Source organism: Acinetobacter pseudolwoffii, from assembly GCF_002803605.1.
GTDB classification, from domain to species: domain Bacteria; phylum Pseudomonadota; class Gammaproteobacteria; order Pseudomonadales; family Moraxellaceae; genus Acinetobacter; species Acinetobacter pseudolwoffii.
Genome location: NZ_PHRG01000004.1, coordinates 64,288 through 88,442 on the forward strand (window position 1 = coordinate 64,288; position 24,155 = coordinate 88,442).

Sequence of the window (24,155 nt, forward strand, 5' to 3'; positions counted from 1 at the left end):
TATTATCGTCTGCTTTCTACAAAAAAGAAAATCTAATACAGAATTTCGACTTTGCAATTCTACCAATGTTCAATCATTACGCTATACTTTAGCCACTTTCAGGATTTAACGGGTTCAGCTGTGCCAATCGAATTTGTCGCAACGTCAAGATTACCTACCGCTCACGGTGAATTTAAAATTACTGTATTTCAAGACCCTAAGACTGGCGAAGAACATGTCGCTCTTTCCAAAGGACTTGAAGAAGTTTCTGACGAGCCAGTCGTGGTTCGTGTACATTCTGAATGTTTAACCGGTGATGCCTTTGCTTCACTGAAATGTGACTGTGGCCCGCAATTGCAGGCGACTTTAAAGCTGATCAATGAGTTAGGTCGCGGGGCGATTCTGTATTTGCGTCAGGAAGGACGCGGTATTGGCCTGACCAACAAGATTCGTGCCTATGCCCTGCAAGATCAGGGACATGATACGGTCGATGCCAATTTAATGCTGAACCTGCCGGCTGATGCACGTCAATATGACATGTGCAGTATTATGCTGGATCATTTGCAGGTCAAAGCGGTACGTCTGGTGACCAACAATCCTTTAAAAATTGAAGCTTTAAAAGCCCAAGGGATTAATGTGGTCGATCGGGTGCCCCTCACCGTCGGCTTAAATCCGTTTAATGAGCAATATCTCAAAACCAAACATGAACGTATGGCGCATCTTTATCAGAAGGATGATTTTTAAATCCTCCCCTTAATAAATCCCTCCAAACCTCACTTTCTTGCGCTTCGACTTAAAGCAATGCTTAAGTCTTGCTCAGGGAGGCTTTTCCTTCTTTCAAAAAGAGGAGAAAACTCCCTCCTTTCTTAAAGGAGGGCTGGGGTGGATTAAGTATTAAATCGTCATCGAAAAAATCCGGTTCTCCGGCATGCGTCGCTTTAAACGTAAATCAAAAGCCATACAAATATTACGTACAAATGGTTTCCCTTTCTCCAAAATCGTGACTGATGAGTCTGTCATTTGAATCAAACCATCCTGTGCCATTTCTTTAAGCTGTTCCACCACCTGATCGATTTCAGGGAAAAATAGCTCGGGTTTTTCCCATGAGGTACTAAAGCTGCACATCAAATTCAGAATATGCTGACGAATAATCAAATCTTCCTGATTTAAGACATGTCCTTTAAATACCGGAATTTCATTGCGAGCTAAACAGGCATAATATTCTTCAATAGTTTTCACATTCTGGGCAAAGCTGTACCAGCTATCACTGATCGAAGAAATTCCTAAACCGATCATCACTTGAGTTTTAGAGGCGGTGTATCCCATAAAATTGCGGTGTAATGTTCCAGCTTGAAAGGACTGGTACATGCCATCTGTATCTAAAGCAAAATGATCCATGCCAATTTCATGATAGCCATGCGCCAGCAGTTTCTTTTTGGCCGCTTCATAACATTCACGTTTGATTGCATCTTTGGGTACATCAGCATCTTTAAAACCGCGCTGGCCATTGCCTTTAATCCAAGGCACATGTGCATAGCTATATAGAGCCAAACGATCCGGCAGAAGTGAATTGGTTTGCTCAATGGTGTTTAAGACATCGTCCAGATGCTGAAAAGGCAGGCCAAACACCAGATCATGCGAAATCGACTCATAGCCAATTTCACGCGCCCATTCGGTTACCTGTTTGACATGTTCATAGGGCTGAATCCGGTGAATGGCTTTTTGCACGGTTTCATTATAATCCTGCACCCCATAACTGACCCGGCGAAAGCCCAGATCATACAAGCCTTGTAAATGCTCACGCGTGGTATTGTTCGGATGCCCTTCAAAACTGAATTCATGCACAGGCGCTATGTCTGCTTTGGCCAAAACACCTTGAATCAGTCGAGTCAAATGCTCAACAGAAAAGAAAGTCGGCGTTCCCCCGCCTAAATGAATTTCTTTAATGACCGGCTTATCTTTCAGCAACTCACAATACAAATCCCATTCTTTCAGCACTGCCTGAATATAGGGCTGTTCCATTTCATGTTTTTTCGTGACTCGCTTATGACACCCGCAAAAAGTGCACAGGCTTTCGCAAAATGGCAGATGGATATACAGGCTGATGCCTTCACTTTGATTGGATTCAGTAAAGGATTTTTTCAGCGTTTGCTTCCATTGTTCCAGTGAGAAATTCTGCTCTTCCCAATATGGAACGGTCGGATAACTGGTATAGCGGGGACCGGGAACATTATATTTTTGAATCAGGGAATTGACCTGTACCGACATGACACCCACCTATTACCATCGAGAAATGCTCAAACCCATGAGCGCTTGCAAGTTATTGTGCGGAGCTTGAAAAAAGAATTCAACCTAGCCATTTGGTCGGATTTAATACCCCATTCTGTCCATCAATACTCAAATTTAAAGCCTGGTTCAATCCACTACATTGCTAAATAGACCTTAATCTTTGACTGATTTTATGCTTTGATGTAGCTAGTTTTTTATTTCCCTACGAGGCTCTGATGCAGCATCCTACATCTGCGGATATTCAACGCGTTCGTGAATTTCTCCTCGACTTGCAGGCACGGATTTGTGCAGCACTGGAACAACAGGAGCGTGCTGGCGGCGGTACGGCCGAATTTATCATTGATGACTGGGAACGTCCTGAAGGTGGTGGTGGCCGTTCGCGTGTCTTGCAAAATGGTACCGTGATTGAGAAAGGCGGGGTGATGTTCTCCCATATCAATATTTCCAAACTGCCCGCTTCAGCCACTGAACGCCATCCCAATATTGCCGGTGCCAAGGCGCAAGCGATGGGTGTATCGCTGGTCATCCATCCGAAAAATCCGAATGTACCAACCTCACATGCCAACGTGCGTTTATTCGTTGCAGAAAAAGAAGGGCAAGATCCAATCTGGTGGTTTGGTGGCGGTTTCGACCTGACGCCGTTCTATCCAAATGATGAAGATGTCCTTTCGTGGCATCAGACGGCGCATGATCTGTGTGCGCCATTTGGTGAAGAGATTTATCCTGAACATAAACAATGGTGTGATGATTATTTCTATTTAAAACATCGTGATGAACAGCGTGGTGTCGGCGGGTTATTCTTTGATGATCTGAATCAGTGGGATTTTGATACCTGTTTCCAGTATATACAGGCCGTAGGCAATGGTTATCTAGAGGCGATTCTGCCGATTTTCCAGCGTAATCAGGATAAGCCTTATACCGAAGCACAACGCGAGTTCCAGTTGTATCGTCGTGGCCGTTATGTCGAATACAATCTGGTTTATGACCGCGGTACGCTATTTGGTTTGCAGACCGGCGGCCGAATTGAATCAATCTTGGTGAGCTTGCCTCCGCTGACCGGCTGGTCCTATCGTCCTGAATGGGATGAAGGCTCGCCGGAAAAGCGTTTGACCGATTACTATCTGAAACCCCATGACTGGCTCACAGAATTAAAATCAACTGCAATGAAATGATACAAACAGCCCTCAAATAGAGGGCTGTTTTAATCCATTATTCCTCTATACTGCTGCAGAGTAATCCCTGATTTGGTCGCGGCATCCTATCGCTACATCGATCACAATCTATTAGATGTCTAGTGAGAATAACAATGCATCATCTTCAATTAAATCTTCCTGTTTTTGCCTTTTGGCTTTTTCTGGCTCTCGCCATCAGTGCGATGAGTACCGCCGTTTTGAGTCATAATCTGCTTCTGGATGGCGCAGCTATTCTGGTGAGTATCCTGACTGTGGTCGGAGCTGTGCTTAGTATGGCGCTGGTATTTGCAGAACATATTATGGACATCTGCAGTTCCTAAACCGCATTTCCTGACCCCTTATTTAAAACAGCGCAGGCTTTAGTCCCTGCGCTTTTTCACGTATATTGATGACCATTTCAGCATATGGACATTGTGAAATGAGCAAACAATTTGCCGTGATTGGTAATCCGATTGAACAGTCACGCTCTCCAGAATTGCATCACGCTTTTGCAGCAAAAACCGGAATTGATCTAAATTACAGCAAACGTCTGGCTCCTCTGGATGGCTTTGAGGCCAATATTCAGGAGTTTTTTGCCCATGGCGGAATCGGGATGAATGTCACCGTGCCATTTAAAGAGCAGGCTTTTGCCCAATGTCAGGTACTCAGTGAGCGAGCCAAAATTGCCAAGGCGGTGAATACCCTGTGGATGAAAAATGGCGTTCTGCATGGCGATAATACTGATGGGCAAGGTCTGGTCGACGCGATTCGTGCACTCAACTGGCCGCTGGAAAATACCAACATCTTGATTATCGGTGCAGGCGGCGCAACCCGTGGCGTGATCTATCCACTCGCCCAGGCAGGCGCAAAAAAAATTGTGATTGCCAATCGCACCTTGGCACGCGCTGAACAACTGGTTGCGGATCTACAGGATGCTGTAGCGCAGCTCGAATTACAGGCTATTTCACTAGAACATCTTGCCGGTGAGTTTGATCTGGTGATCAATGCCACTTCAGCCAGTCTCAGCGGTGATGCTTTGCTGCTTCCAGAAGCCTTACAGTTTAACTATGCCTATGAAATGGCCTATGGCAAGCCTTCCTCCTTCCTTGATCAGGCCAAAGCACGTGCTGTGCCAACATCTGAAGGCTTTGGCATGCTGGTCGGTCAGGCACTGGAATCTTTTTCTATCTGGAATGGCATCAAACCAGATTTAAAAGATTTTCTATAAATATCCAGTTATTTTGACCAGAGAATTCGGGTTGTAACAACAACCCGAATTGATCTTAACTCCATTATTAAAGACTAAAAATTCAGCTACTGGATTTAATGACATTTTTAACTTGAATTTTTTATTGATAACAATTGAGTACAATTCATACAAAAGTAGCACTAGACAATCTGGTGTTCAATTCATTAAAGTCCAATCAGATAAGAAGTTTTCAACCTTTCTGTACGCTGACAGCCAGAAGATGAAATCATCCGATTTTATTGGTTGGCTCTAAGACTCGATTCGCTTTTCTGACATTTTTATTTGCTTGCCTTATCAATGTTTTTTTATCTCAAATATGAATAATCAAAGAATCGATACAGATAATCCAAAACTATTTTAATCAGGATTAAACGCATGCCAGCATATAAAGCCCCTTTACACGACATTCGCTTCCTTATGAATGAAGTGCTCGATTACCCTGCGCACTACCAGAATTTGTCGAATGGTGAATATGCCGATACCGACACGGTAGACATGATCTTGGAAGGTGCAGCAGATTTCTGTGAAAATGTACTTTCACCTCTGAATGAAAGCGGTGATGCTGAAGGCTGTCATTTTGAAAATGGCGAAGTGAAAACGCCTAAGGGCTTTAAAGACGCTTATGATCAGTTCGTCCAAGGTGGCTGGCAAGGTCTGTCTTATCCTGAAGAGTTTGGTGGTCAAAACCTGCCAATGTCTTTAAACCTGATCAAATCGGAAATGATGGGAACTGCAAACTGGTCATTCCAGATGTATCCGGGTTTAAGCGTGGGCTGTATCAATACCATTATCCAGTACGGCACCGATGAGCAGAAGAATACCTATCTGCCGCATCTGGTTGCGGGTACTTGGGCTGGCACCATGTGTCTGACTGAGCCGCAATGTGGTACTGACTTGGGTCAGGTTAAAACCAAAGCCGAGCCGCAAGAAGATGGCACGTATGCCATTTCAGGAACCAAAATCTTTATTTCCGCAGGCGAGCACGATCTCACTGAAAATATCGTACATATCGTGCTGGCGCGCCTTCCGGATGCACCGCAAGGTACTAAAGGCATTTCACTGTTTATCGTACCGAAATTTATTGCTGCTGCCGATGGTGGCATCGGTGAGCGCAATCCAGTCAATTGCGGTTCGATTGAACATAAAATGGGGATTCGCGCCTCAGCAACAGCCGTGCTGAATTTCGACAAGGCCACGGGTTACTTGATTGGTGAACCGAATAAAGGCTTGCATGCCATGTTCACCTTCATGAACACTGCGCGTATTGGCACTGCGATTCAAGGCATCTGTCATGCGGAGTTATCCTTCCAAGGTGCTCTGCCGTATGCCAAAGAACGTATGTCGATGCGTGCCCTGTCTGGCAAAAAAGATCCGGAAAAAGTGGCGGATGCCATCATTCATCATGCCGATGTACGCCGTATGCTGTTGACGCAAAAAGCCATTGCCGAAGGTGGCCGTGCCATGATTTATCATGCTGCGCAAATTGCCGACAACATGAATGATGCTTTATTGCGTGGCGATACCGCTGCCTTTGAACAGCATGATGATCACTTAGGTTTCTATACCCCGATTCTAAAAGGCTTCCTGACTGAAATGGGCTATGAAGCATCGAATCACGGTATGCAAGTCTTTGGTGGTCATGGCTATATCAAAGAATGGGGCATGGAACAGATCGTGCGTGACTCACGTATTTCTACCCTTTACGAAGGAACGACAGGTGTACAGGCACTCGATCTGATCGGTCGTAAAGTACTGTTAACCTCGAAAGGCAAAGTGATTCGTGATTATACCGCTGAAATCCTGAAATTTTGTGGTCAGCATGCGCGTAATAAATATATGCGCCGCTTTGCTTGGGATCTCACCAAGCTATGTGCCCAGTGGAATGCATTAACTGTTCGAATCATGCTGGCAGCCCGTAAAGACCGCGACATCGTCTCTTCTGCTTCAGTCGATTTCCTGATGTTCTCGGGCTATGTGATGATGGCATACTTCTGGGCGCAGCAAGCCGCAGTTGCCTCAGCCAAACTGGCTTCTGGCGATGGTGCAGAAGTACCTGAGTTCTATAAAGCAAAAATCAAAACCGCTGATTTCTATTTCGAACGTATTCTGCCTCGTACCCAAGGTCATGCTGAAGCGATGGTGAATCCATCCAAAACTATGACCGCACTGGCACCAGAGCACTTTAGTTTTGATTACTAAGCTGTAAATTGAATTACAAAGAGCGCTTCGGCGCTCTTTTTATTGAGAGCTAACCTTTTAAAACCCTAAAAACACCGGCCTGAATACAAAATATACAGGTTTAATTTTATATTTTTCAATAGCCTAATAAATTAGATAAATAAAACGCTTGTATATCTCAAAATAAGCGGTATGATAATCCCAACTAGAAAAATTCTTGTTTTGGTTAGTTTCTTTTAAGTATCGCAGTTTTAGTCATAAACCTTCGTATTACAGATCAAAAAGCTCCATCCTTTTTATTTTTCAAAGTTACAGTTAGTCATCTGAAATTTTGGCTATAAATTCATACGATTCAATAGGTTACATTATGTCTAATACAGTTAACGGTACAGTAAAATGGTTCAACGAAACTAAAGGTTTCGGTTTCATTCAACAAGAATCAGGTCCAGACGTTTTTGCTCATTTCAGCGAAATCACTGGTTCAGGTTTCAAAACTTTAGTTGAAGGCCAAAAGGTTTCTTTCAGCGTAGCTCAAGGTCAAAAAGGCCCTACAGCTGTAAATATCGTTGCTCTATAATTTAGAAGCAAGATATTAAAAAAAAGCACTCTTAGAGTGCTTTTTTTGTGCTTGTAATTTCTCTTATTCAACTCTAGCTTTTAAAGCTTATTTGTTTGATTTAAAAACCGGTGTGCTCTATGCCAAGCTAAAAATTCCTGATCTGGTAAAATCTGCACAATAAAAACCCCCATATAGATTTATGAAGGTCTTTGAAAAATGTTCAGAAAATAAAAATCAGTTAAAGAAATTCTTCCAGTACCGAATTTAAGAAGATATGCCCCTGCTCGGTACATGCAAGCCGGTTTTGATCATCGATCATTAATTTTCGTTTACGTAAAGAGCTTAATAAATCTTGTAAAGTATCCAAACTTTGACCAGTACGCTCGATATAAAATTTAGCCTCTACGCCCTGATTTAAGCGTAGCGCATTCATCATAAACTCAAATGGCATCTCTTCAGCTTCAATACGCTTAAACTGCAAATGTTCAGCAGGTACTTTGGCTAAGTAATCCTTAGGTAAGCGGGTTTTCTGGAAACGATATACGCCATCAGGTTGAGTCACTTTGCCATGTGCACCCGCACCAATCGCCAGATAATCGCCGAATTGCCAATAATTCAGGTTATGCGCTGAAGGTAGTTCTTTACGCCAGGCAGAAACTTCATAATTGATAAAGCCTTGAGCTTTGAGATAAATTTCGCCCTGCTCCTGAATCTCTTCAAGTACATCATCTACCGGTAGAATAGGTTGGGTACGGAAAAATACCGTATTCGGTTCAATCGTCAGCTGATACCAGGAAATATGTGTCGCGCCATTTTCTACCGCAAGTTTTAAATCATGCAAGGCCTGATCTAAAGTCTGTTCAGGCAAGCCATGCATTAAATCGACATTAATTCGTCGAAAGCCTGCTTCACGCGCCAATCCAATCGCAGAAATCGCATCTTCATTGCTGTGAATCCGACCCAAGCGTTTAAGATGGTCAGTATTAAAACTCTGCACCCCAATCGACAAACGGTTAATGCCGGCCTGCAAATAACCTGCAAATGGGTCATGCTCTACCGTACCAGGATTTGCTTCCAGCGTAATTTCACAGCCTTCTGCAAAGGGAATAATGGCTTGCAACTGATCAAATAACCATTGATAACCTTGAGCAGAAATCAGCGACGGCGTACCGCCACCAATAAATACAGTATGAATCTGGCGGCCTTGGGCAAAATCGACCTGCGTTTTAAAATCCTCAACCAAGGCATGTAAATATTCCTGTTCTAGTTCCAGTGATAATTCACCATCAGGAACAGCATGCGAATTAAAGTCACAATACGGACATTTGCGCACGCACCATGGCATATGAATATATAAAGACAATGGGATAACAGCAGGATTCAATTCAGCCAAAGAACTACTCAAAAACGACTACAAGATATAGCTGAATTTTAACATGACTCGACAGCAACACTGCTAAAATTAAAATGATCACCGGGTTATATCTAAAAACTCAAATAGAATTAGACAGTTAAAATTATGAAAATATCTTCTCAACTGATTATTTTACTTCCTTTAGTCTTTGCAATTGGTGTTTTGCTGACGCTTCAAACCGCAATTAACACGCAACTGAAAGAATATTTATATTCTCCTATGCAAGCTGCATTTTTTTCCTTTTTGATTGGTACAATAGTGCTCGCTGTGATTGTACTTTTTCAGTCCAATCCCAAACCCGGTGTACAGGAATTAATGAATGTTCCCTGGTATTTATGGCTTGGGGGCATCGTGGGTGTCTACGCGATTAGTATGAGCATTTATGCAGCCCCCAAACTTGGCTTTCTGGTGCTTAGCGGCCTGATTATTTTTGGTCAGATGGCCATGTCGATGCTGGTCGATCATCTGGGTTTATTGGGCAACGAAAAAATGCCGATTAACTGGCAACGTCTTTTAGGCGGCGGAGTAATTTTTATTGGTGTGCTTCTCACTTTACAACGCTAAACCCCTCTATTTAAGCACATGATCACGATGAGTAATTTTTGTGTCGAATGTTACACCGGTTACGACCTTTGGTTTTGAATTAAAAAAACTGTTTCATCTGATGTTACCTATTCTGGTAACCCAATTTTCCCAAGCAGGTTTGGGCCTGATTGATACCATTATGGCAGGTCATCTGTCTGCGACCGATCTTGCAGCAATTGCAGTCGGGGTGGGTCTATGGATTCCGGTGATGCTGCTGTTTAGCGGTATCATGATTGCCACGACACCCTTGGTGGCTGAAGCGAATGGCGCACGTACCCCTGAAAAAATTGCCACCATTGCCCGTCAGTCACTTTGGGTTGCCCTGATTCTGGGGATTATTGCTGGCCTGATTTTGCAGCTGTTGCCAGCGACTTTACCAATCTTAGGTGTACCGGAAAGCTTGCAGCCTAAAGCCGGTTTATTCCTGCATGCAATTGGTTTTGGTATGCCGGCAGTGACTATGTATGCCGCCTTGCGTGGCTATTCAGAAGCGATTGGTCATCCACGCCCGGTGACCGTCATCAGCCTATTGGCACTGGTATTGCTGGTTCCACTGAACTATGTATTTATGTATGGAATTGGCCCTGTTCCAGCCTTGGGTAGTGCCGGCTGTGGTTTTGCTACGGCAATTTTACAGTGGTTAATGGTCATTACTCTGGCACTGTATATTTTTAAGAATAAAGCCTATCAACGCACCCAGCCGTTTACTCATTGGGAAAAAATCAACCCGGAATGGATGAAACGCATCTTGCAGCTTGGTCTGCCGATCGGACTGGCGATTTTCTTTGAGGTCAGTATTTTTAGTACTGCGGCGATCGTGCTCAGCCCTTTGGGAGAAACCATTGTTGCTGCGCATCAGATTGCCATTTCAGTGACCTCACAGCTGTTTATGATTCCAATGTCACTGGCGATTGCCCTGACCATTCGGGTCGGCACCTATTATGGCGAACAGAACTGGCAGGCAATGCGTAAAGTGCAATATCTCGGCCTGATCACTGCTACTATTCTGGCAATCCTGACCATGATTTTGCTTTGGGCGTTCCGTAATGAAATCGTGGCGCTCTACACCTCGGATATGATCGTGACCCAAATCGCGGTCTATCTGATTCTGTTTGCGATTGCTTATCAACTAATGGATGGCTGGCAGATCAGTGCAGCAGGTTGTCTGCGTGGGATGCAGGACACCAAAGGCCCTATGTGGATCACCATGCTGGCTTACTGGGTGATTGCCTTCCCGGTCGGGGTGTATCTGTCCCGCTTTACCGACATGGGCGCAGCCGGTGTCTGGGTTGGCCTGATTGTGGGTCTGAGTGTGGCCTGTGTACTTTTATTAGCTCGTTTATATGGCAACAATAAACGTTTAAGTCTCGACCACTCAATGCGTTCAGCCGATTAATTCAAGCTGGAAAATGCGCTGCGATTCAGGATCCAGCGCATTTTTTAATGCTTTGGAAATCTCTGATTCGTCTATCACATCTTTGATCAGCAGCGGCTCTACAACCACCTCCGTGCCATTAAAGCGCATGGTGGGTGAATCATCTAACTTAGGTCCTGTATTTAAAGTTTAAGTGATACGCACACAAAAATACACATCATCTTGAGCAGTAAAATATCGATAGACTTTCATTGAATTTTCTTCATTACTGCGAGTTGTTTTATTTATACTTTTGGGACTAAAACAACCTTTAGTATGATTATGCAGCCTGACCTAAAACAATGATGTATTCAGGAATCTTGTTTGGGTTTAAGTACAGGAGATGAAGAAAAATCTTCTGATAAATCAAAGATCATGCACCAAAGATGGAGAAGTTAAAGAAAATCACAACACAACCTCTACAATTAAATCTAGGCAATTGAATCTTTGTCACCTATGATCAAATACATCAAATAATTGTTGGTTTCAAGGAATCTCGCATGGCAAAAACGGCTAGCACACCCGGTCGTCGCTTTATGAAACTTGCCGGAATGACCGCAAGTATTGCAGGTAAAACCCTATCCAATTCAATTAAAAATTTAACTGCCGACGAAGAGCAGAAAAATACTGCGCGCAGCAAATTATTTCAGGATATTGGTATACAAATCGCGGATACCTTGGGAGAAATGAAAGGCGCGGTCATGAAAGTTGGTCAGATCGCCTCGCAATATAAAGATATTTTTCCACCCGAAGTTGCCAAAGCCATTGCCAAATTGCAACGTCAGGCACCGCCCATGCCATTTAAGGACATTCAGGCGCAAATTGAAAAGGAACTCGGTAAACCTTTACAGCAATTATTTCAACAGTTTGATGAACAACCTTTTGCCGCAGCATCGATTGGTCAGGTACATAAAGCCACTTTACCCAATGGCCAGCAAGTGGTGGTCAAGGTACAGTATCCGGGGGTCGATGAAGCCTGTGAAAGTGACCTGAAACAGGTACGTCTGGCGCTACGCATGATGGGCGTTTTAAAGATTGACCGTAAACTTCAGGATCAGTTATTTAAAGAAATCCAGCATAGTCTGGACAATGAGCTCAACTATGAAATTGAAGCTCAGAACCTGGAAGTTGCCCGCGCTTTCCATGAGTCACTGGATCATAAAATTGTGATTCCACAGGTTTTTCATGAATATTCTTCACGGCATATTCTAACCTTGAGTCAGGAAATGGGAGAAAGTATTGAAACCGCCAGCACCTGGCCACAGGAAACCCGCAATGCCTTAGGGCGACGTCTGCTGCGTGCGATTGGTCAGGAAATTTTTTATCTGAAACGCTTTCACTGTGACCCGCATCCGGGCAACTTTGCCTTTCGTGAAGATGGCTCTGTGATTGTTTATGATTATGGTGGCGTTAAGACTCTTTCGACTGAAGTGATTGGGCATTTCCGGGAACTTATTCATGCCGCACGCGAGAAGAATATTCCCGTGATCGAGCAACAGTTAGATGCGCTGCATTCCTTGACTGAAACCGGAAAATTCCCGACTGAATTGTATGAACAATGGCTGGAAGTTCTGATGCGTCCACTGGTCACCCATTATGATTTTGCTGAAAACTCGGCCCATCATGATGGCATGGAGTTGCTCAAACCTTCTCTAAAATATTGGGATGTGTTTAAGCCATCTCCAGATACGCTCATGGTGAACCGGACGATTTCAGGACAATACTGGAACCTGATTCATTTAAAAGTTCATGATGATCTGAGTGATGTATTTGAAGAACTGGTGCCGAGTCGAGGTTAATTTTGACCCCAAAGGCTTACACGCTGTAACTCTAGATGACTTGAAATACCAAATGTTATATTATAACATTTCATTAAGAATCATAAGGGAATTATATATGCGTCCAGATATTCATCCAGCGTATCGTGAAGTGTTATTTCATGACACCAATGCCGATACTTATTTTGTGATTGGCAGCACAATGAACTCTAGCCAGACTAAAGAATATGAGGGGAAAACATACCCTTATGTTACGCTTGATATTTCAAGTGCTTCTCATCCCTTCTATACTGGCGAGCAGCGTCAAACCAGCAATGAAGGTCGCGTGGCAAGCTTTAATAAACGTTTTGGCCGCTTTAAACGTGGCTAAAACTAAAAACCGTCGATTATCTTGATCTTCAAATCGTGGTTTATGTCAGGAAATAACCTCCAGTTTCCTGACTTTTTTATGTCTGTTTCAGCTTTGAGCCAAAGCCAGTGAAGTCAAGTAAAAACCCAGCGCCAGAACGATAATTCCAACAATTACACTCGACAGCGCATACAATAGAGCTAAACCTACAGCGCCATGTTTCAAGAGCTGAAAGCTTTCCAGACCAAAACTGGAAAATGTGGTAAATCCGCCCAGTATCCCCACCATTAAAAACAGACGTGCTTCCTGTTGCAGCATTGGATATTTTTGGCTACAGGCAAAAAAGATCCCTGCACATAAGCAGCCCAGAATATTGACCCACCACGTCGGCCAAGGAAATTGCATCTGTGGTTTTAGCAACCAGAGCCCTGCTGCATACCGTAAACTGGCACCCGCTGCCCCGCCGATTGCCACCCAAAGCCAGCCCATATACGTTCCTATTCTATTTATTGATCCAGTTGATTTGATCCGGAATTTCAAATTAATTATGAATCATTTTCATGATTATCTTGAACTGCAAACCCATTAAATACCATGGAACTTCGCAAGAAAATTGCTATATTCATCGCATCGAATTTTTATTGATTGCAAAGGGAAAACAGCATGGCACAAGATTTATTGGCACAATTGGCCGCAGGTGAGGCAAAATTTGCAGATGTGATTGCCTATATCGAAGCGCGTTATACCCATACCCCGACTGCATTTAAAAATGGCCAGCAGAGCAATGCGACCACTGAAAACCAAGGCAGCGCCAAAGTTTTTGCCTTTGCACGACTCAATGGGCTGGATCAGGCCCAAACCTTAAGCCTGTTTGCCGAGCACTATGCAGCTGTACAAGCGACGCCTCAAGCCAGCGATCATCCGAATATCCGCCAGTTTATGCAAAATGGCTGGGATGGCATTGCATTTGAAGGTCAGGCTTTAACTGCTAAATAAGCAGTTTATCAGTATAAAAAACCGCTCATAAGAGCGGTTTTTTATAGGCATCTAAATAGCAAATTTTAATTTAGCTTTTCCCAACCTGTTCAATCCACTGAATTGAACTGACACGGAATACCTCACAGGCGCCATCACCGGTATCCGTCGGGGTCAATGAAGAAGTCCAGACCAGATCTTTATCACGCACTTCAACCAGCTCACCCTGCATACGCACCAGATCACCACGTTTTACCTTTTTAATGGCCTTGGCAATTTCAGGATTGGCCGGAATGATATGCATATTGGACACCATCTGCTTGGCTTGTTCTACCGGCACGGGCACCCGATCCATTTTCCAGTTCAGATAACGGTCATATTGATTGACACTAATATGTCGGGCAATTTCAGGTTCAGCAAACAGGCCCCAACTCACCGCATAATCAATCGGAGAGAATTTGGCCTGCGGATCAGCGCTATAGACTTTGGAACCCAAAATACGGAAATCACCTTTAAAAGGCTGCAAGACGGAAATCGACTGTCCTTTGACCACAGGTGGCAAACCTTTGGCAATATTGTGATCGACCGAGCTATAGCTGGAAATAGGCAGCAACAAACCGGCCAACAAAGCATAATGTTTAAAGTGTTTGAACATCATTTTTAATCTAATCCTAATCGAGTTGATCAAACGTTTTAAGGATATCTTCCTTGATCTTACGTATTTTTTAATGAATAAACAGTTGAACTTGGTAACAAACTGGGTGTATTTAGTCAGCTTGGGCATTCCCGAATATTGTATTTTTCAGTTAAGCTAAAATACATTCAGATTAAATTAAAACAACCCAAATGCTGTATCAACTTTATCAACAACACATCTTTCCGCACCTTTTAAATCAGGTGATGCAAACGCCGTCCTTGATGGATTTACGCCGTGAATTGCTTTTGAACATTTCTGGTGAAGTACTGGAAATTGGTTTTGGTACAGGGCTGAATCTGCCTTTCTATCAAGAAGTAGATCTGGTCTATGCCGTAGAACCCAATCCGGCCATTTTCAAGCTGGCAGAACCGCGCATCCAGCAGGCTGCTTTTCAGGTTGAACATATTCAGGCCAGCGCAGAAGCATTGCCTTTTGCAGAACATAGTCTAGAACATGTGATCTCGACCTGGACGCTGTGTAGTATTGCTGACCTCGGCCAAAGTCTGCGTGAGATTTATCGTGTGCTACAACCGGGCGGTCACTTGCATGTGGTCGAACATGTGCTGAATCGACAAAATTTAAATATCCAGCGCCTGCAGCATTTACTCACCCCGATTCAGAAGAAAGTCGCAGATGGCTGTCATTTAAACCGGGATATTGAAACTGCCTTACTGGAAACTGGTTTTGAAATTGAAGAATTGAATTATATCAATGCCGCAGGGATTCCGAAGATTGGCCAGCGTATGCTGCTGGCTCGACTGCGTAAACCGCAAGGCTAATTTATTTTCGTTTTGCCGTTAATGTTGCTGCAACTGAGTCACACGCAGCAACTGACAATGGGCATGATATTCCGAGCCTGTACCCACCTGAAATTCCTGTCCCGTGCTTCCTGAATGTACTGTGACCAGATCACCGCTGAGTGTAATCTTCTGCCCTGATTTTAGCCTGCGAATCTGATTGGCAATTTTCTCGTTGGCAGCGATCAGACTAAAATGCCGGATATGCGTGCTGAGAAATTCAGCTTCAGCCTGGCTGATTTGTTCCTCGATTTGATAACAGCGTTTTGCTTGATCAAATGCTAATGTTGCCTGCATGGCTGGCAGTGACTGGCTGAGCAACAGCACATCGATATTACTGACATAGGCCAGATCATTAAAATGTCCAACCATAGGGCTGGCCTGATGCAAGACACGACGATTCGGTTTAACGAAACGTTTATCATGCACAGTAAATGTAGCTGAAATGGGTTGAATCGGCTCTACCGAAAAGTTTTTCAAGACACCTCGTTCTTCCAGATGTGGGATCGCACGAAAAAACTCATTCCAGACCCACAGTCCCAGCATAAACAGCAGCGCAGTGATCAGTAATTTCTGCATAATTTCTTATTCTTTCCTTGGTTGTGCTCAATCATCGAAATCAATCCGGATGGTTTCAAAACGCACCCGCCCTTCCTGAACTGCACGGGCAATGGCTTGCTGGCCTTTGGTCAGACGCGCTCCGCCACTTTTGATATCAATCAATACCACTTCAATATCCTCTGCTTCGCCTACGCCGTCTCTGAAATCGGTATAGCCATCAAAGACCACATAATCGACAGGATCGCCCAGAAACTTGGCATCACTGGGCAGATATTGAAATTCCGGCATGATCGGTGCGAGCTGTTCCGCCATTTTGCCTTTCAGGACTGCCCTGCTGGTATTGACACTGCGTTTTTGCGCGGCGATCAATGCCTGCTGATGTTCTAGTTCCAGCTCGGCAATATACTGCTCATATTCAGCCTTGATGCGTCCATTGCGTGTCTGACTTAAAATAATGGTGGTCAGCACCACCCCGATACATGTGCCAATCAGCATGGCCATCCATATGGACATTCAATCTTCCTAATTTACTTTATTTTTTCAGCACAACATTCGACTGAAGTTGAAAACATCAGCCATTGGTACGCTTGAAAAGAATGATATGCTAGGCAGGAACAGAATAAAATCACCTTGAGTCATGAAAACAATTTTAGTTGCGAATCAGAAAGGCGGTTGTGGCAAAACCATGACAGCTATTAGTTTAGCGTCAGCACTCGCACAAAAAGGTTATAAGGTGGCGCTGGCCGATGCCGATAACCAGAAATCTGCATTGCAATGGCTCAAGCAACGTCCGGAACAGGCCATGCCGATTCAAAGTCTGGACTGGCGCAATCACAAATCCATTGGTGATGCACCGAAGCAGATTGAGTATCTGATCATTGATGCACCGGGAGCGTTGACTGAAGATCATGCCGAGCAGCTGATCAGTGAAGCGCATGCGATTATTATTCCGATTCAGCCTTCATTTTTTGATATTGATTCGACCCGTCGTTTTCTCAAACATTTGCAGGATATTAAGCGGATTCGTAAAGGCAAGGTTGAAATTTTACTGTTGGCCAACCGTACCAAACCGAATGCAGCCAGTAATCAGGACATACAGCAGTTTTTTGACAAGATCGACCAGCAGCCGGTGGCCTGGATTTCAGAACGTGCACCTTATAGCCGTCTGGCTATGGAAGGTCTGTCAGTCTTTGATAAACCTCAAAAAATCTATCGGGAATTACAGGATCAATGGCAACCGGTGCTGAATGCCATTATCGATGATCCCAGTCAGTGGTTTTAAGCCAGTCCGCTGAATCCTAACACTGCTTTGGGAAAATAATCACGCTACTTACCAAGCCGTCATTTTCGATCGCTTTTTTTTCAGTTAATATGCCTGAACACGACCTAAAAAATGAGCCATTAAATTCAGTGCAACAGTACGCGCCTACATTACAAAAAGTCTTATTATTTGGATTGTTCTTTATCCTGATTTTTTTGAGTTTTCATATACTCAAATATTTCATCATCCCTGTAGTTTGGGCAGCGATTATCGCCTATATGACTTGGCCCTTGTATCAGTCGGTGTTACGCATGTGCGGCAATCGGCCAACGCTGAGTGCAACCGTGATGATTCTGGCCGTGATTCTGGTGTTTGGTCTGCCATTTATCTTCGCCATTTTTATGTTGCAGCATGAAGGTCGTAATCTGTATTTTGAATTGCAGCGACAGGTCTTTTCCGGTCATCTGGATGTACCGGATTTTATTCGTGGCCTTCCGATTGTCGGCAAGGAAATTAGCCGAACTTTAAATGAAATCAATACCGATCCAAACAGTATCGCGCTATCGATCTCGAGCTGGATTCAAGGTCATCTGAATTACGGCAAAGTGGTATTGAATGAAGTCAGTAAAAATATCTTTAAATTGTGTTTTGCGATACTTTCGCTGTTCTTTTTCTACCGTGATGGTCAGACCATTTTAAATCAGGTGCGTAAAGCTTTTGAGATGGTGGTCGGGCCACGTGTACATCATTATTTTTCTACCATTTCTGCCACTACACGTGCGGTGGTCTATGGCGTTGGTTTGACTGCAATTGCCCAGTCTTTATTGGCAGGTCTGAGTTATTTTGTCGCGGGTGTACCGAATCCGATGGTCTTGACCATTGTGACCTTTATTTTCGCCCTGATTCCTTTCGGCCCACCGGTGGCTTATAGTGCAGTATCACTGTGGCTCTTTTCACAGGGACAGACGATTGAGGCGATTGGGGTGATGGCTTGGGGTGTCTGTATTGTCAGCACGGCCGACAACGTAATTCGTCCACTGGTGATTTCTGGCGCAACACAAATTCCATTCCTGTTGATTATGTTTGGTGTTCTGGGCGGTATTGCCAGTTTTGGTCTGGTCGGCGTCTTCATTGGTCCAGTGATTCTTGCAGTCTTGCTGGCAATTTGGCGTGAATGGTTACATGAAAGTAATTTGAATGAACCCTTAATGATGCCTAAAGCCACCATGGCACATGACATCGATCCGCAGACCGAGGACACACCGCCCAAAGCACCTTAAAGCACAGATTGAATCGACTTAAACAAAACAAAACATTTAAGTACTGATTCTATATAGAGCTTCTGATCTTGCTCTGTTTCAATAGATTTACAAAACAGAATAAAGATCAGGATGCCAATACCATGTCTTCATTGTTTAAAATTACGACACTTTGTGCGCTCAGTGCTGCACTTTTCACAGGTTGCGCCTCGACTTCTCCATCGAATGAACTGGTCAGAGCCGTGACTGTAAATGCAGTAACCGCTGAGGGGATAGGTCAAGAGATTGGCACCGTATTACTCAGTGACAGTCCAGCCGGTCTGGTGATACGTACCAACCTGAAACAGCTCCCTGCCGGTGAGCGAGGTTTCCATATTCACGAAAATGGTTCATGTGCACCCGCCATGAAAGATGGCAAGATGGGTGCAGCACTGGCTGCCGGTAGTCATTACAATCCGAACCAGGCCCCCAATCATGGTACCCCGGTGACCGGTCACCTCGGTGATTTGCCTGCATTAAAAGTCAATACTGACGGTACTGCCCGTGTCACCCTGCTTGCACCACGTTTGAAACTGGCAGATCTTCAGGGTCGTGCCATTATGGTTCATGCCGGCGGCGACAACTATTCTGACAACCCCTTACCATTAGGTGGTGGTGGCGACCGCATTGCATGTGGTGTGATCTAAACAGATTAATGTAGATATAAAAAGAAAAAGACGGGCAATCTGCTCGTCTTTTTTCATGAAATTTTCTTTAGAGTTGGTATCTAAATAACTTTTTTACTCTTGAAATAGATCAGTTTATTGCCGGAAAACTTAAAGTTTTTTTGCAGTTATGCCATCAATAACAATATCGTGAAACTCAATAACCAACCGCTTTACTCGGTTATAACTCATTATAAATATTGAATATATTTTTATTTTTAAGATTTAATCTTCAATTTATATTGGGTACACTCAGGGTTAATTTAATTAAATCAGTATGTCTTATGAACATCAAAACTTTACGTCTGGTCGGTTTGTTTGAAGGGATTTCATTTCTGCTACTTTTATTTATCGCGATGCCCGTGAAATACATGATGGATAATCCGATTTTAGTGAAATATGTTGGTATGGGGCATGGCGTACTATTTGTACTGTTTTTAGTGGTGTTATTTGCGGTCTGTGAAAAGCAAAAATGGTCGCTCAGCATGTTTTTGATGGGCCTGATCGCTTCAATTTTGCCATTTGGGCCATTTTTGTTTGATCTGAAATTAAAGAAACTAGAGCAGCCCGTCGCTGAGCTTCAATAGATATTAAAATCCTCTCCCCCTCTGGGAGAGAGTTAGAGAGAGGGTATAGCCTTCCTTTATAAAAGGAGGAGCTTTAAAACTCCCCTCTCACCTTCCGCTCAGAAATAATCTGCTTTAAGCTCAGACGCGGCAAAGTAAACCACAATGCAATCAAAATGAAAGAGGCGATGCAATAGGCCCAAATATCATAGGCTTCATAAGCCATTCGAACTGCTTCAATCACCACGAAAAAGCTCAGCATCAGGATAATCGAAACCATAGCAGCCACCGTACCTTTGGACACTTCAGAAGACATCAGTGCAAAACGGTACAGCACCGAGAAACTTACGCCTTCACCAAGGCTGATACAGGTGGTGCCGATAATCAGGCAATGCACAAAATAATCTGGAATAAACAGACCGAGTATTAATAAGCCTGTACCAAACAGCATCAATGGCACACCCAAGAGTACAGTTTTCCCCAGCGGCATTTTGTCGATGATTTTTAGCAAAACCAGATTACCGATAATCAAGCCGCCCAAGACCGGAAACTGTGCCAGACCATATTGCACGCTACTGAATCCAAATTTCTCGACCAGAATTACAGGCGATAAGGCAATCCATAACATCAACGGCAGGCTGACCAAGGGCAAGGCCGCGGTCATAATTACAAAATGTTTATTTTTTAAAACCTGTTTAAAGTCATCCAAAATATAGCTGAAGGGCTGCTTCGGAACACTGACTTTCAGGTTTGGCATTTTGGCTTTCAGGCCAAACCAGCTTAAAAATGACAGAAATGCAATGCCGATAAAGCCCCAATGCCAGGAGATATGATCAATCATAAAGGCACCCAGCACCGGCCCGAGCAATGGCGCCAGTAAAGAAACATTGGCCATGAGTGCCATGACTTTAATGGCATCGCGCTCTTCGAAGCTTTCCTGAATGGCGGCATAACCTACGGCGGTAATAAAGGACAGTCCAAAGCCTTGTAAAAAGCGCAGGAATAAAAAGCTTTCGATATTGGGTGTCAATAAAATGGCCAAACAGCTAATTGTGAAAAATGCCACGCCGCCCAAGAGTACGGTTTTACGTCCAAGACGATCGGACAATGGCCCCAAAATCGCTGCAACAAATGCCCCACCCAACAGGAAAAAGGACATGGAGGATGGCGCCCATGAACTGCTTATCCCAAAATCACGGGTAATCGATAGCATGGCTGGTTGGATCAGGTCATTACAGATATAGACGGAAAATTCAAACAGAACCAGTGCCAGCGGGAACATGAGTGTGGCACGGGTCAGTTTTTGGGTTTGGATGTTTTGCATGGGAGTTTTTATTGTCACCCTGCTCGTTTAAGCAGGCTAAACTTTGTCTAAAATAGAAAGAGGAAATTTTAGCAGAGTCCTGTTTTTAAGTCCGTTCTCTTTTTTAATGACCTACTCAAAACAAATCAATGGAGGATACATTATTCATCTATATTCTAATAATTTATAAAAATCAAATAGACTCTACTGAGTTCCACTCTTGAAACCATTTTTCTTTTCTAGGATTTTCAAAATGAAGAATTTGTTCTACTAAGTCTATAATTAGTTGATCAATATCTTTTGCTATCGAAGATCCTAACGTTATTTTTGAAATACTTCCACTTTTTAATTGGTCACTACAGTCTAATCTAGAGTAATGATAGTTAGCCCTATCCATGATAAATTTATCAATATAATTAACATATCCTTCTGTTGAAAAATGGTCTTGAGGAAAAAATTTTACTAAGCTCAGCCAACAGAATCTTAAAAACCAGATTAAGTCTTCATTACCTTTCATCATATTAAGAGCAATTTCGCTATCCCAATTGATATGACAGTTTAAATACACTTCTCTTTTCAAGTCAGGTAAAGAAAAAATAAAATTTTGATCTGCCTCTAATTCACTATCTTTCTCACGATACAATAATTTTTCTCGTAGGATTTTTTCTGATTTTCTTTTATCGTAATTGGTATAAAACCTATTTAGATAGAATAATAAGAGTGAAGCTAAAAATCCTCCAATCACGCCAATTGTAGCGGCTAATATATTTGAGTCCATCAACTCCCCCCTCTTCCCAAAAGCAAAAAGCGCACCACTAAGATACGCTTTTAACCAAATTCTGACTAAAGATCAAACACTATTATGGGCAGACTGCTTTCTGGAAGTTTCTGGTATTTGAACCACGTGCACATTGATATAACTTTTCAGCATTGTGCATTTTCCAGCTCTTCTGTTCTTTTTTGAAATGATAAATGGTCTGCACTGATTTGACCGAATCATCCAACAAACCTGTTTCAGTCACTTTCACCTGCCCAACGGTGGGTGACTCCACATTATTAAAAAACTGACGAATCTCGACTGTTGCCAGTTCATTACGTAAATCAGGCCTCATTTTAAGTACCTGATCCAAAGGTGTATCCGAAGAAGACTGCACTTTTGCAATCACCTGCTGGGTAGTGGTACAACCCGACATCATCATACCCAGACCTAAAGCTGTAACCGCCAATAACCGTAACATATCGTTTAACCCAGATTATCCTTATTATACAAATTTATCATGCCGCGCTTTTCAGCTTAACGCTATTTAGACTATGTAACCCCATTTACACAGCAATAAAAAAAGCGCAACTTGCGATGCGCTTTTGTAAACTTTTAAAATCCGATCAGATTAAAGATCAAATAATTTACCCGGGTTCATAATACCATTTGGATCGAACACTTGTTTCAGGGCTTTCATATATTCGATTTCTTCCGCAGAACGTGAATATTCAAGGTATGGCTTCTTGGTCATCCCTACGCCATGTTCGGCTGAAATTGAACCATCATATTTTTTCACGGTGTCAAAGACATACTTGTTTACTACCTGACATTTAGCGAAGAATTCATCCTTGCTTAAATCCGCTGGTTTTAAGATGTTCAAATGCAAGTTACCGTCACCAATATGACCGAACCAGCAAATTTCAAAGTCTGGGTAGTTCTCTGCAACAATTGCATCAATTTCTTTAATAAATGCAGGAACGTGCGTGATCAATACTGAAATATCATTTTTGTATGGTGTAAATGGCGCGATTGACTCAGAGATGTCTTCGCGTAAACGCCATAAGCTTTCGACCTGGTCCAGACTTTGGCTCAGAACGCCGTCCAGTACCCAACCTTGTTCCATACAATGCTCAAAAATTTCCATCGCCTTGTCCATAATCGGCTCAAACGGCGCTTCAAACTCAAGCAAAACATAGAATGGACATTCAGTTTCAAATGGACGTTGTACATGACCATTGGCCAGTACTTTTTGCATTGCCAGTTCACCAAAGAACTCAAATGCGGTTAAATCAATTTTCGCCTGGAATGCATGAAGCACGGGCATGACTGCATCAAAATCAGTGACACCCAGCACCATCACTTGCAGGTCTTGCGGTTGACGTTCCAACTTGATTTCAGCTTCAGTGACTAGCCCCAGTGTACCTTCACCACCAATAAATAAGTGTTGCAGCGCATAACCGGTTGCATTCTTGATCATGCCCTTGTTCAGGCGTAGTACATCACCTTTACCTGTCACCACGGTCAGGCCAAGTACCCAATTACGGGTCATGCCGTATTTAATAACTTTAATACCACCGGCATTGGTGCCGATGTTCCCGCCAATCTGGCTTGAGCCCGCAGAAGCAAAGTCGACTGGATAATACATGCCCTGATCGGAAGCATAGTTTTGCAACTGTTCAGTTACCACGCCTGCCTGCACGCGAACCATCCGGTCTGCCGGGAAGAATTCCAGAATCTGGTTCATCTTGTCCATGCTCACCACAATCTCGCCATTGGCTGCAACTGCACCTGCAGACAGACCCGTACGACCGCCTGATGGGGTGACTGCAACATTAAACTGGTTTGCCAATTTTACGATGTCTTGAACCTGTTCAGTCGTCGAAGGAAAAACGATGACCGATGGGTTTGGATCAAAGTGTTTCGTATGATCACGACCCCAATTCTGGAGGCTGTCCGTATCGGTTTTAATACGGTTTTCACCCAAAATTGCCGTCAATTGGGTCAATAACTCAGGGGTTAAAGCGACTGGAGCATTCATCGTTTGCAGACCTAGCATGATTTAAACAAGAGAGACTTCGCTGGTTTATTTGCATATTTTTTAGGCATAAAAGCCTGTATACAAATCAGGCGAAACATGATGATTAAAGCACCAAAAATGGCAGCTTAAACAGCATGGCGCAATATTATAAGCTATTTTTAGGGGATTCCTTTAAAAAATGACAATTTTGATAATATACCTTTGAAAATGAATATTTAAATCAACCAGATTTATCATTTTCACTACTATCACTTGCAAAAATAGCTGA

General features: G+C 43.3%; 27 protein-coding genes. 16 read left to right on the forward strand and 11 right to left on the reverse strand.

Features of this window, described 5'->3' with window-relative positions; genetic code table 11:
• Positions 1–120: 120 nt before the first annotated feature.
• On the forward strand, positions 121–723 hold the full coding sequence (gene ribA, locus CWI32_RS09480) for a GTP cyclohydrolase II (RefSeq protein ID WP_005094196.1): 603 nt from the start codon (positions 121–123) through the stop codon (positions 721–723).
• A 150-nt stretch (positions 724–873) separates the two neighbouring features.
• Here ribA and hemN read toward each other — a convergent pair whose 3' ends face one another.
• Positions 874–2,247 carry an oxygen-independent coproporphyrinogen III oxidase gene (gene hemN / locus CWI32_RS09485; protein WP_100535190.1) on the reverse strand — a complete coding sequence of 458 codons (1,374 nt, stop codon included), beginning with the start codon at positions 2,245–2,247 and terminating at the stop codon, positions 874–876.
• A gap of 236 nt (positions 2,248–2,483) precedes the next feature.
• Between hemN and hemF the strand changes: the two genes are divergently transcribed.
• The 5 genes from hemF (at position 2,484) to CWI32_RS09510 (ending at position 7,444) form a co-directional block, all read left to right on the forward strand.
• Positions 2,484–3,440, forward strand: coding sequence for an oxygen-dependent coproporphyrinogen oxidase (gene hemF, locus CWI32_RS09490; protein WP_005094200.1), 957 nt, complete (start codon positions 2,484–2,486; stop codon positions 3,438–3,440).
• Between the two features lie 134 nt (positions 3,441–3,574).
• Positions 3,575–3,781, forward strand: a complete 207-nt coding sequence (locus CWI32_RS09495; protein ID WP_005094202.1) for a hypothetical protein — start codon at positions 3,575–3,577, stop codon at positions 3,779–3,781.
• A gap of 98 nt (positions 3,782–3,879) precedes the next feature.
• Positions 3,880–4,668, forward strand: a complete 789-nt coding sequence (gene aroE, locus CWI32_RS09500; protein ID WP_100329366.1) for a shikimate dehydrogenase — start codon at positions 3,880–3,882, stop codon at positions 4,666–4,668.
• Between the two features lie 396 nt (positions 4,669–5,064).
• The gene (locus CWI32_RS09505) at positions 5,065–6,888 is read left to right on the forward strand and encodes an acyl-CoA dehydrogenase C-terminal domain-containing protein (protein ID WP_005168756.1); all 1,824 of its coding nucleotides are present in this window, start codon (positions 5,065–5,067) and stop codon (positions 6,886–6,888) included.
• A 346-nt stretch (positions 6,889–7,234) separates the two neighbouring features.
• A complete protein-coding gene (locus tag CWI32_RS09510; protein WP_004281542.1) occupies positions 7,235–7,444 on the forward strand; it encodes a cold-shock protein in 210 nt (69 codons plus the stop codon).
• A gap of 220 nt (positions 7,445–7,664) precedes the next feature.
• Here the strand turns inward: CWI32_RS09510 and hemW are convergent, their stop codons facing one another.
• Complete coding sequence (gene hemW, locus CWI32_RS09515) at positions 7,665–8,819, reverse strand: radical SAM family heme chaperone HemW (RefSeq protein WP_100535191.1); 1,155 nt, start codon at positions 8,817–8,819, stop codon at positions 7,665–7,667.
• A gap of 126 nt (positions 8,820–8,945) precedes the next feature.
• On the opposite strand from hemW, the gene CWI32_RS09520 reads away from it, so the two are divergent.
• Complete coding sequence (locus CWI32_RS09520) at positions 8,946–9,404, forward strand: DMT family transporter (protein ID WP_005094208.1); 459 nt, start codon at positions 8,946–8,948, stop codon at positions 9,402–9,404.
• Between the two features lie 40 nt (positions 9,405–9,444).
• Entirely contained in the window at positions 9,445–10,821 is a 1,377-nt protein-coding gene (locus tag CWI32_RS09525; RefSeq protein WP_074383596.1) for an MATE family efflux transporter, read from the forward strand.
• Here the strand turns inward: CWI32_RS09525 and CWI32_RS15565 are convergent.
• Entirely contained in the window at positions 10,810–10,950 is a 141-nt protein-coding gene (locus CWI32_RS15565; RefSeq protein ID WP_005094217.1) for a hypothetical protein, read from the reverse strand. The genes CWI32_RS09525 and CWI32_RS15565 overlap by 12 nt on opposite strands.
• A gap of 389 nt (positions 10,951–11,339) precedes the next feature.
• On the opposite strand from CWI32_RS15565, the gene CWI32_RS09530 reads away from it, so the two are divergent.
• The gene (locus CWI32_RS09530) at positions 11,340–12,638 is read left to right on the forward strand and encodes an ABC1 kinase family protein (RefSeq protein WP_005094220.1); all 1,299 of its coding nucleotides are present in this window, start codon (positions 11,340–11,342) and stop codon (positions 12,636–12,638) included.
• 97 nt (positions 12,639–12,735) lie between these two features.
• The gene (locus CWI32_RS09535) at positions 12,736–12,987 is read left to right on the forward strand and encodes a type B 50S ribosomal protein L31 (protein ID WP_005094222.1); all 252 of its coding nucleotides are present in this window, start codon (positions 12,736–12,738) and stop codon (positions 12,985–12,987) included.
• Between the two features lie 87 nt (positions 12,988–13,074).
• Here CWI32_RS09535 and crcB read toward each other — a convergent pair whose 3' ends face one another.
• Complete coding sequence (crcB, locus tag CWI32_RS09540; RefSeq protein ID WP_100535192.1) at positions 13,075–13,455, reverse strand: fluoride efflux transporter CrcB; 381 nt, start codon at positions 13,453–13,455, stop codon at positions 13,075–13,077.
• Positions 13,456–13,629: 174 nt separating this feature from the next.
• Here crcB and CWI32_RS09545 point away from each other — a divergent pair, with 174 nt between their 5' ends.
• The gene (locus CWI32_RS09545; protein ID WP_100535193.1) at positions 13,630–13,962 is read left to right on the forward strand and encodes a HopJ type III effector protein; all 333 of its coding nucleotides are present in this window, start codon (positions 13,630–13,632) and stop codon (positions 13,960–13,962) included.
• 70 nt (positions 13,963–14,032) lie between these two features.
• Here CWI32_RS09545 and CWI32_RS09550 read toward each other — a convergent pair whose 3' ends face one another.
• Positions 14,033–14,596, reverse strand: a complete 564-nt coding sequence (locus tag CWI32_RS09550) for a hypothetical protein (protein WP_034608360.1) — start codon at positions 14,594–14,596, stop codon at positions 14,033–14,035.
• A 191-nt stretch (positions 14,597–14,787) separates the two neighbouring features.
• Here CWI32_RS09550 and CWI32_RS09555 point away from each other — a divergent pair, with 191 nt between their 5' ends.
• Positions 14,788–15,417: a class I SAM-dependent methyltransferase gene (locus tag CWI32_RS09555; protein ID WP_100357832.1), complete on the forward strand. Its 630-nt coding sequence runs from the start codon at positions 14,788–14,790 to the stop codon at positions 15,415–15,417.
• An 18-nt stretch (positions 15,418–15,435) separates the two neighbouring features.
• Here CWI32_RS09555 and CWI32_RS09560 read toward each other — a convergent pair whose 3' ends face one another.
• Both CWI32_RS09560 and CWI32_RS09565 read right to left on the reverse strand, forming a co-directional pair.
• Positions 15,436–16,014: a hypothetical protein gene (locus CWI32_RS09560; protein ID WP_100357833.1), complete on the reverse strand. Its 579-nt coding sequence runs from the start codon at positions 16,012–16,014 to the stop codon at positions 15,436–15,438.
• A 27-nt stretch (positions 16,015–16,041) separates the two neighbouring features.
• Positions 16,042–16,509 (reverse strand): Holliday junction resolvase-like protein, encoded by a 468-nt coding sequence (locus tag CWI32_RS09565; RefSeq protein ID WP_100535194.1) that lies wholly within the window; start codon positions 16,507–16,509, stop codon positions 16,042–16,044.
• A 124-nt stretch (positions 16,510–16,633) separates the two neighbouring features.
• On the opposite strand from CWI32_RS09565, the gene CWI32_RS09570 reads away from it, so the two are divergent.
• The 4 genes from CWI32_RS09570 (at position 16,634) to CWI32_RS09585 (ending at position 19,807) form a co-directional block, all read left to right on the forward strand.
• On the forward strand, positions 16,634–17,278 hold the full coding sequence (locus CWI32_RS09570) for a ParA family protein (protein WP_005094230.1): 645 nt from the start codon (positions 16,634–16,636) through the stop codon (positions 17,276–17,278).
• 128 nt (positions 17,279–17,406) lie between these two features.
• Positions 17,407–18,537, forward strand: a complete 1,131-nt coding sequence (locus tag CWI32_RS09575; RefSeq protein ID WP_370982120.1) for an AI-2E family transporter — start codon at positions 17,407–17,409, stop codon at positions 18,535–18,537.
• A 122-nt stretch (positions 18,538–18,659) separates the two neighbouring features.
• On the forward strand, positions 18,660–19,202 hold the full coding sequence (gene sodC / locus CWI32_RS09580; protein WP_100535195.1) for a superoxide dismutase family protein: 543 nt from the start codon (positions 18,660–18,662) through the stop codon (positions 19,200–19,202).
• Between the two features lie 302 nt (positions 19,203–19,504).
• The gene (locus CWI32_RS09585) at positions 19,505–19,807 is read left to right on the forward strand and encodes a DUF3817 domain-containing protein (protein ID WP_005094233.1); all 303 of its coding nucleotides are present in this window, start codon (positions 19,505–19,507) and stop codon (positions 19,805–19,807) included.
• Positions 19,808–19,880: 73 nt separating this feature from the next.
• Here CWI32_RS09585 and craA read toward each other — a convergent pair whose 3' ends face one another.
• The 4 genes from craA to CWI32_RS09605 all read right to left on the reverse strand — a co-directional run bounded on the left by craA (position 19,881) and on the right by CWI32_RS09605 (position 23,887).
• Positions 19,881–21,110, reverse strand: a complete 1,230-nt coding sequence (craA, locus tag CWI32_RS09590; protein WP_100535196.1) for a chloramphenicol efflux MFS transporter CraA — start codon at positions 21,108–21,110, stop codon at positions 19,881–19,883.
• 172 nt (positions 21,111–21,282) lie between these two features.
• Positions 21,283–21,867 carry a hypothetical protein gene (locus CWI32_RS09595; protein ID WP_100535197.1) on the reverse strand — a complete coding sequence of 195 codons (585 nt, stop codon included), beginning with the start codon at positions 21,865–21,867 and terminating at the stop codon, positions 21,283–21,285.
• 82 nt (positions 21,868–21,949) lie between these two features.
• The gene (locus CWI32_RS09600) at positions 21,950–22,327 is read right to left on the reverse strand and encodes a hypothetical protein (protein ID WP_100535198.1); all 378 of its coding nucleotides are present in this window, start codon (positions 22,325–22,327) and stop codon (positions 21,950–21,952) included.
• A 150-nt stretch (positions 22,328–22,477) separates the two neighbouring features.
• The gene (locus tag CWI32_RS09605; protein WP_034608361.1) at positions 22,478–23,887 is read right to left on the reverse strand and encodes an FAD-binding oxidoreductase; all 1,410 of its coding nucleotides are present in this window, start codon (positions 23,885–23,887) and stop codon (positions 22,478–22,480) included.
• Between the last annotated feature and the right edge of the window lie 268 nt (positions 23,888–24,155).

Excerpts from the sequence above, each read along its gene's own strand:
- hemN (WP_100535190.1), bottom strand. The coding sequence starts at position 2,247 with ATGTCGGTACAGGTCAATTCCCTGATTCAAAAATATAATGTTCCCGGT.
- hemF (WP_005094200.1), top strand. The coding sequence starts at position 2,484 with ATGCAGCATCCTACATCTGCGGATATTCAACGCGTTCGTGAATTTCTC.
- CWI32_RS09495 (WP_005094202.1), top strand. The coding sequence starts at position 3,575 with ATGCATCATCTTCAATTAAATCTTCCTGTTTTTGCCTTTTGGCTTTTT.
- aroE (WP_100329366.1), top strand. The coding sequence starts at position 3,880 with ATGAGCAAACAATTTGCCGTGATTGGTAATCCGATTGAACAGTCACGC.
- CWI32_RS09505 (WP_005168756.1), top strand. The coding sequence starts at position 5,065 with ATGCCAGCATATAAAGCCCCTTTACACGACATTCGCTTCCTTATGAAT.
- CWI32_RS09510 (WP_004281542.1), top strand. The coding sequence starts at position 7,235 with ATGTCTAATACAGTTAACGGTACAGTAAAATGGTTCAACGAAACTAAA.
- CWI32_RS09520 (WP_005094208.1), top strand. The coding sequence starts at position 8,946 with ATGAAAATATCTTCTCAACTGATTATTTTACTTCCTTTAGTCTTTGCA.
- CWI32_RS15565 (WP_005094217.1), bottom strand. The coding sequence starts at position 10,950 with ATGCGCTTTAATGGCACGGAGGTGGTTGTAGAGCCGCTGCTGATCAAA.
- CWI32_RS09530 (WP_005094220.1), top strand. The coding sequence starts at position 11,340 with ATGGCAAAAACGGCTAGCACACCCGGTCGTCGCTTTATGAAACTTGCC.
- CWI32_RS09535 (WP_005094222.1), top strand. The coding sequence starts at position 12,736 with ATGCGTCCAGATATTCATCCAGCGTATCGTGAAGTGTTATTTCATGAC.
- crcB (WP_100535192.1), bottom strand. The coding sequence starts at position 13,455 with ATGGGCTGGCTTTGGGTGGCAATCGGCGGGGCAGCGGGTGCCAGTTTA.
- CWI32_RS09545 (WP_100535193.1), top strand. The coding sequence starts at position 13,630 with ATGGCACAAGATTTATTGGCACAATTGGCCGCAGGTGAGGCAAAATTT.
- CWI32_RS09550 (WP_034608360.1), bottom strand. The coding sequence starts at position 14,596 with ATGTTCAAACACTTTAAACATTATGCTTTGTTGGCCGGTTTGTTGCTG.
- CWI32_RS09555 (WP_100357832.1), top strand. The coding sequence starts at position 14,788 with ATGCTGTATCAACTTTATCAACAACACATCTTTCCGCACCTTTTAAAT.
- CWI32_RS09560 (WP_100357833.1), bottom strand. The coding sequence starts at position 16,014 with ATGCAGAAATTACTGATCACTGCGCTGCTGTTTATGCTGGGACTGTGG.
- CWI32_RS09565 (WP_100535194.1), bottom strand. The coding sequence starts at position 16,509 with ATGTCCATATGGATGGCCATGCTGATTGGCACATGTATCGGGGTGGTG.
- CWI32_RS09570 (WP_005094230.1), top strand. The coding sequence starts at position 16,634 with ATGAAAACAATTTTAGTTGCGAATCAGAAAGGCGGTTGTGGCAAAACC.
- sodC (WP_100535195.1), top strand. The coding sequence starts at position 18,660 with ATGTCTTCATTGTTTAAAATTACGACACTTTGTGCGCTCAGTGCTGCA.
- CWI32_RS09585 (WP_005094233.1), top strand. The coding sequence starts at position 19,505 with ATGAACATCAAAACTTTACGTCTGGTCGGTTTGTTTGAAGGGATTTCA.
- craA (WP_100535196.1), bottom strand. The coding sequence starts at position 21,110 with ATGCAAAACATCCAAACCCAAAAACTGACCCGTGCCACACTCATGTTC.
- CWI32_RS09595 (WP_100535197.1), bottom strand. The coding sequence starts at position 21,867 with ATGGACTCAAATATATTAGCCGCTACAATTGGCGTGATTGGAGGATTT.
- CWI32_RS09600 (WP_100535198.1), bottom strand. The coding sequence starts at position 22,327 with ATGTTACGGTTATTGGCGGTTACAGCTTTAGGTCTGGGTATGATGATG.
- CWI32_RS09605 (WP_034608361.1), bottom strand. The coding sequence starts at position 23,887 with ATGAATGCTCCAGTCGCTTTAACCCCTGAGTTATTGACCCAATTGACG.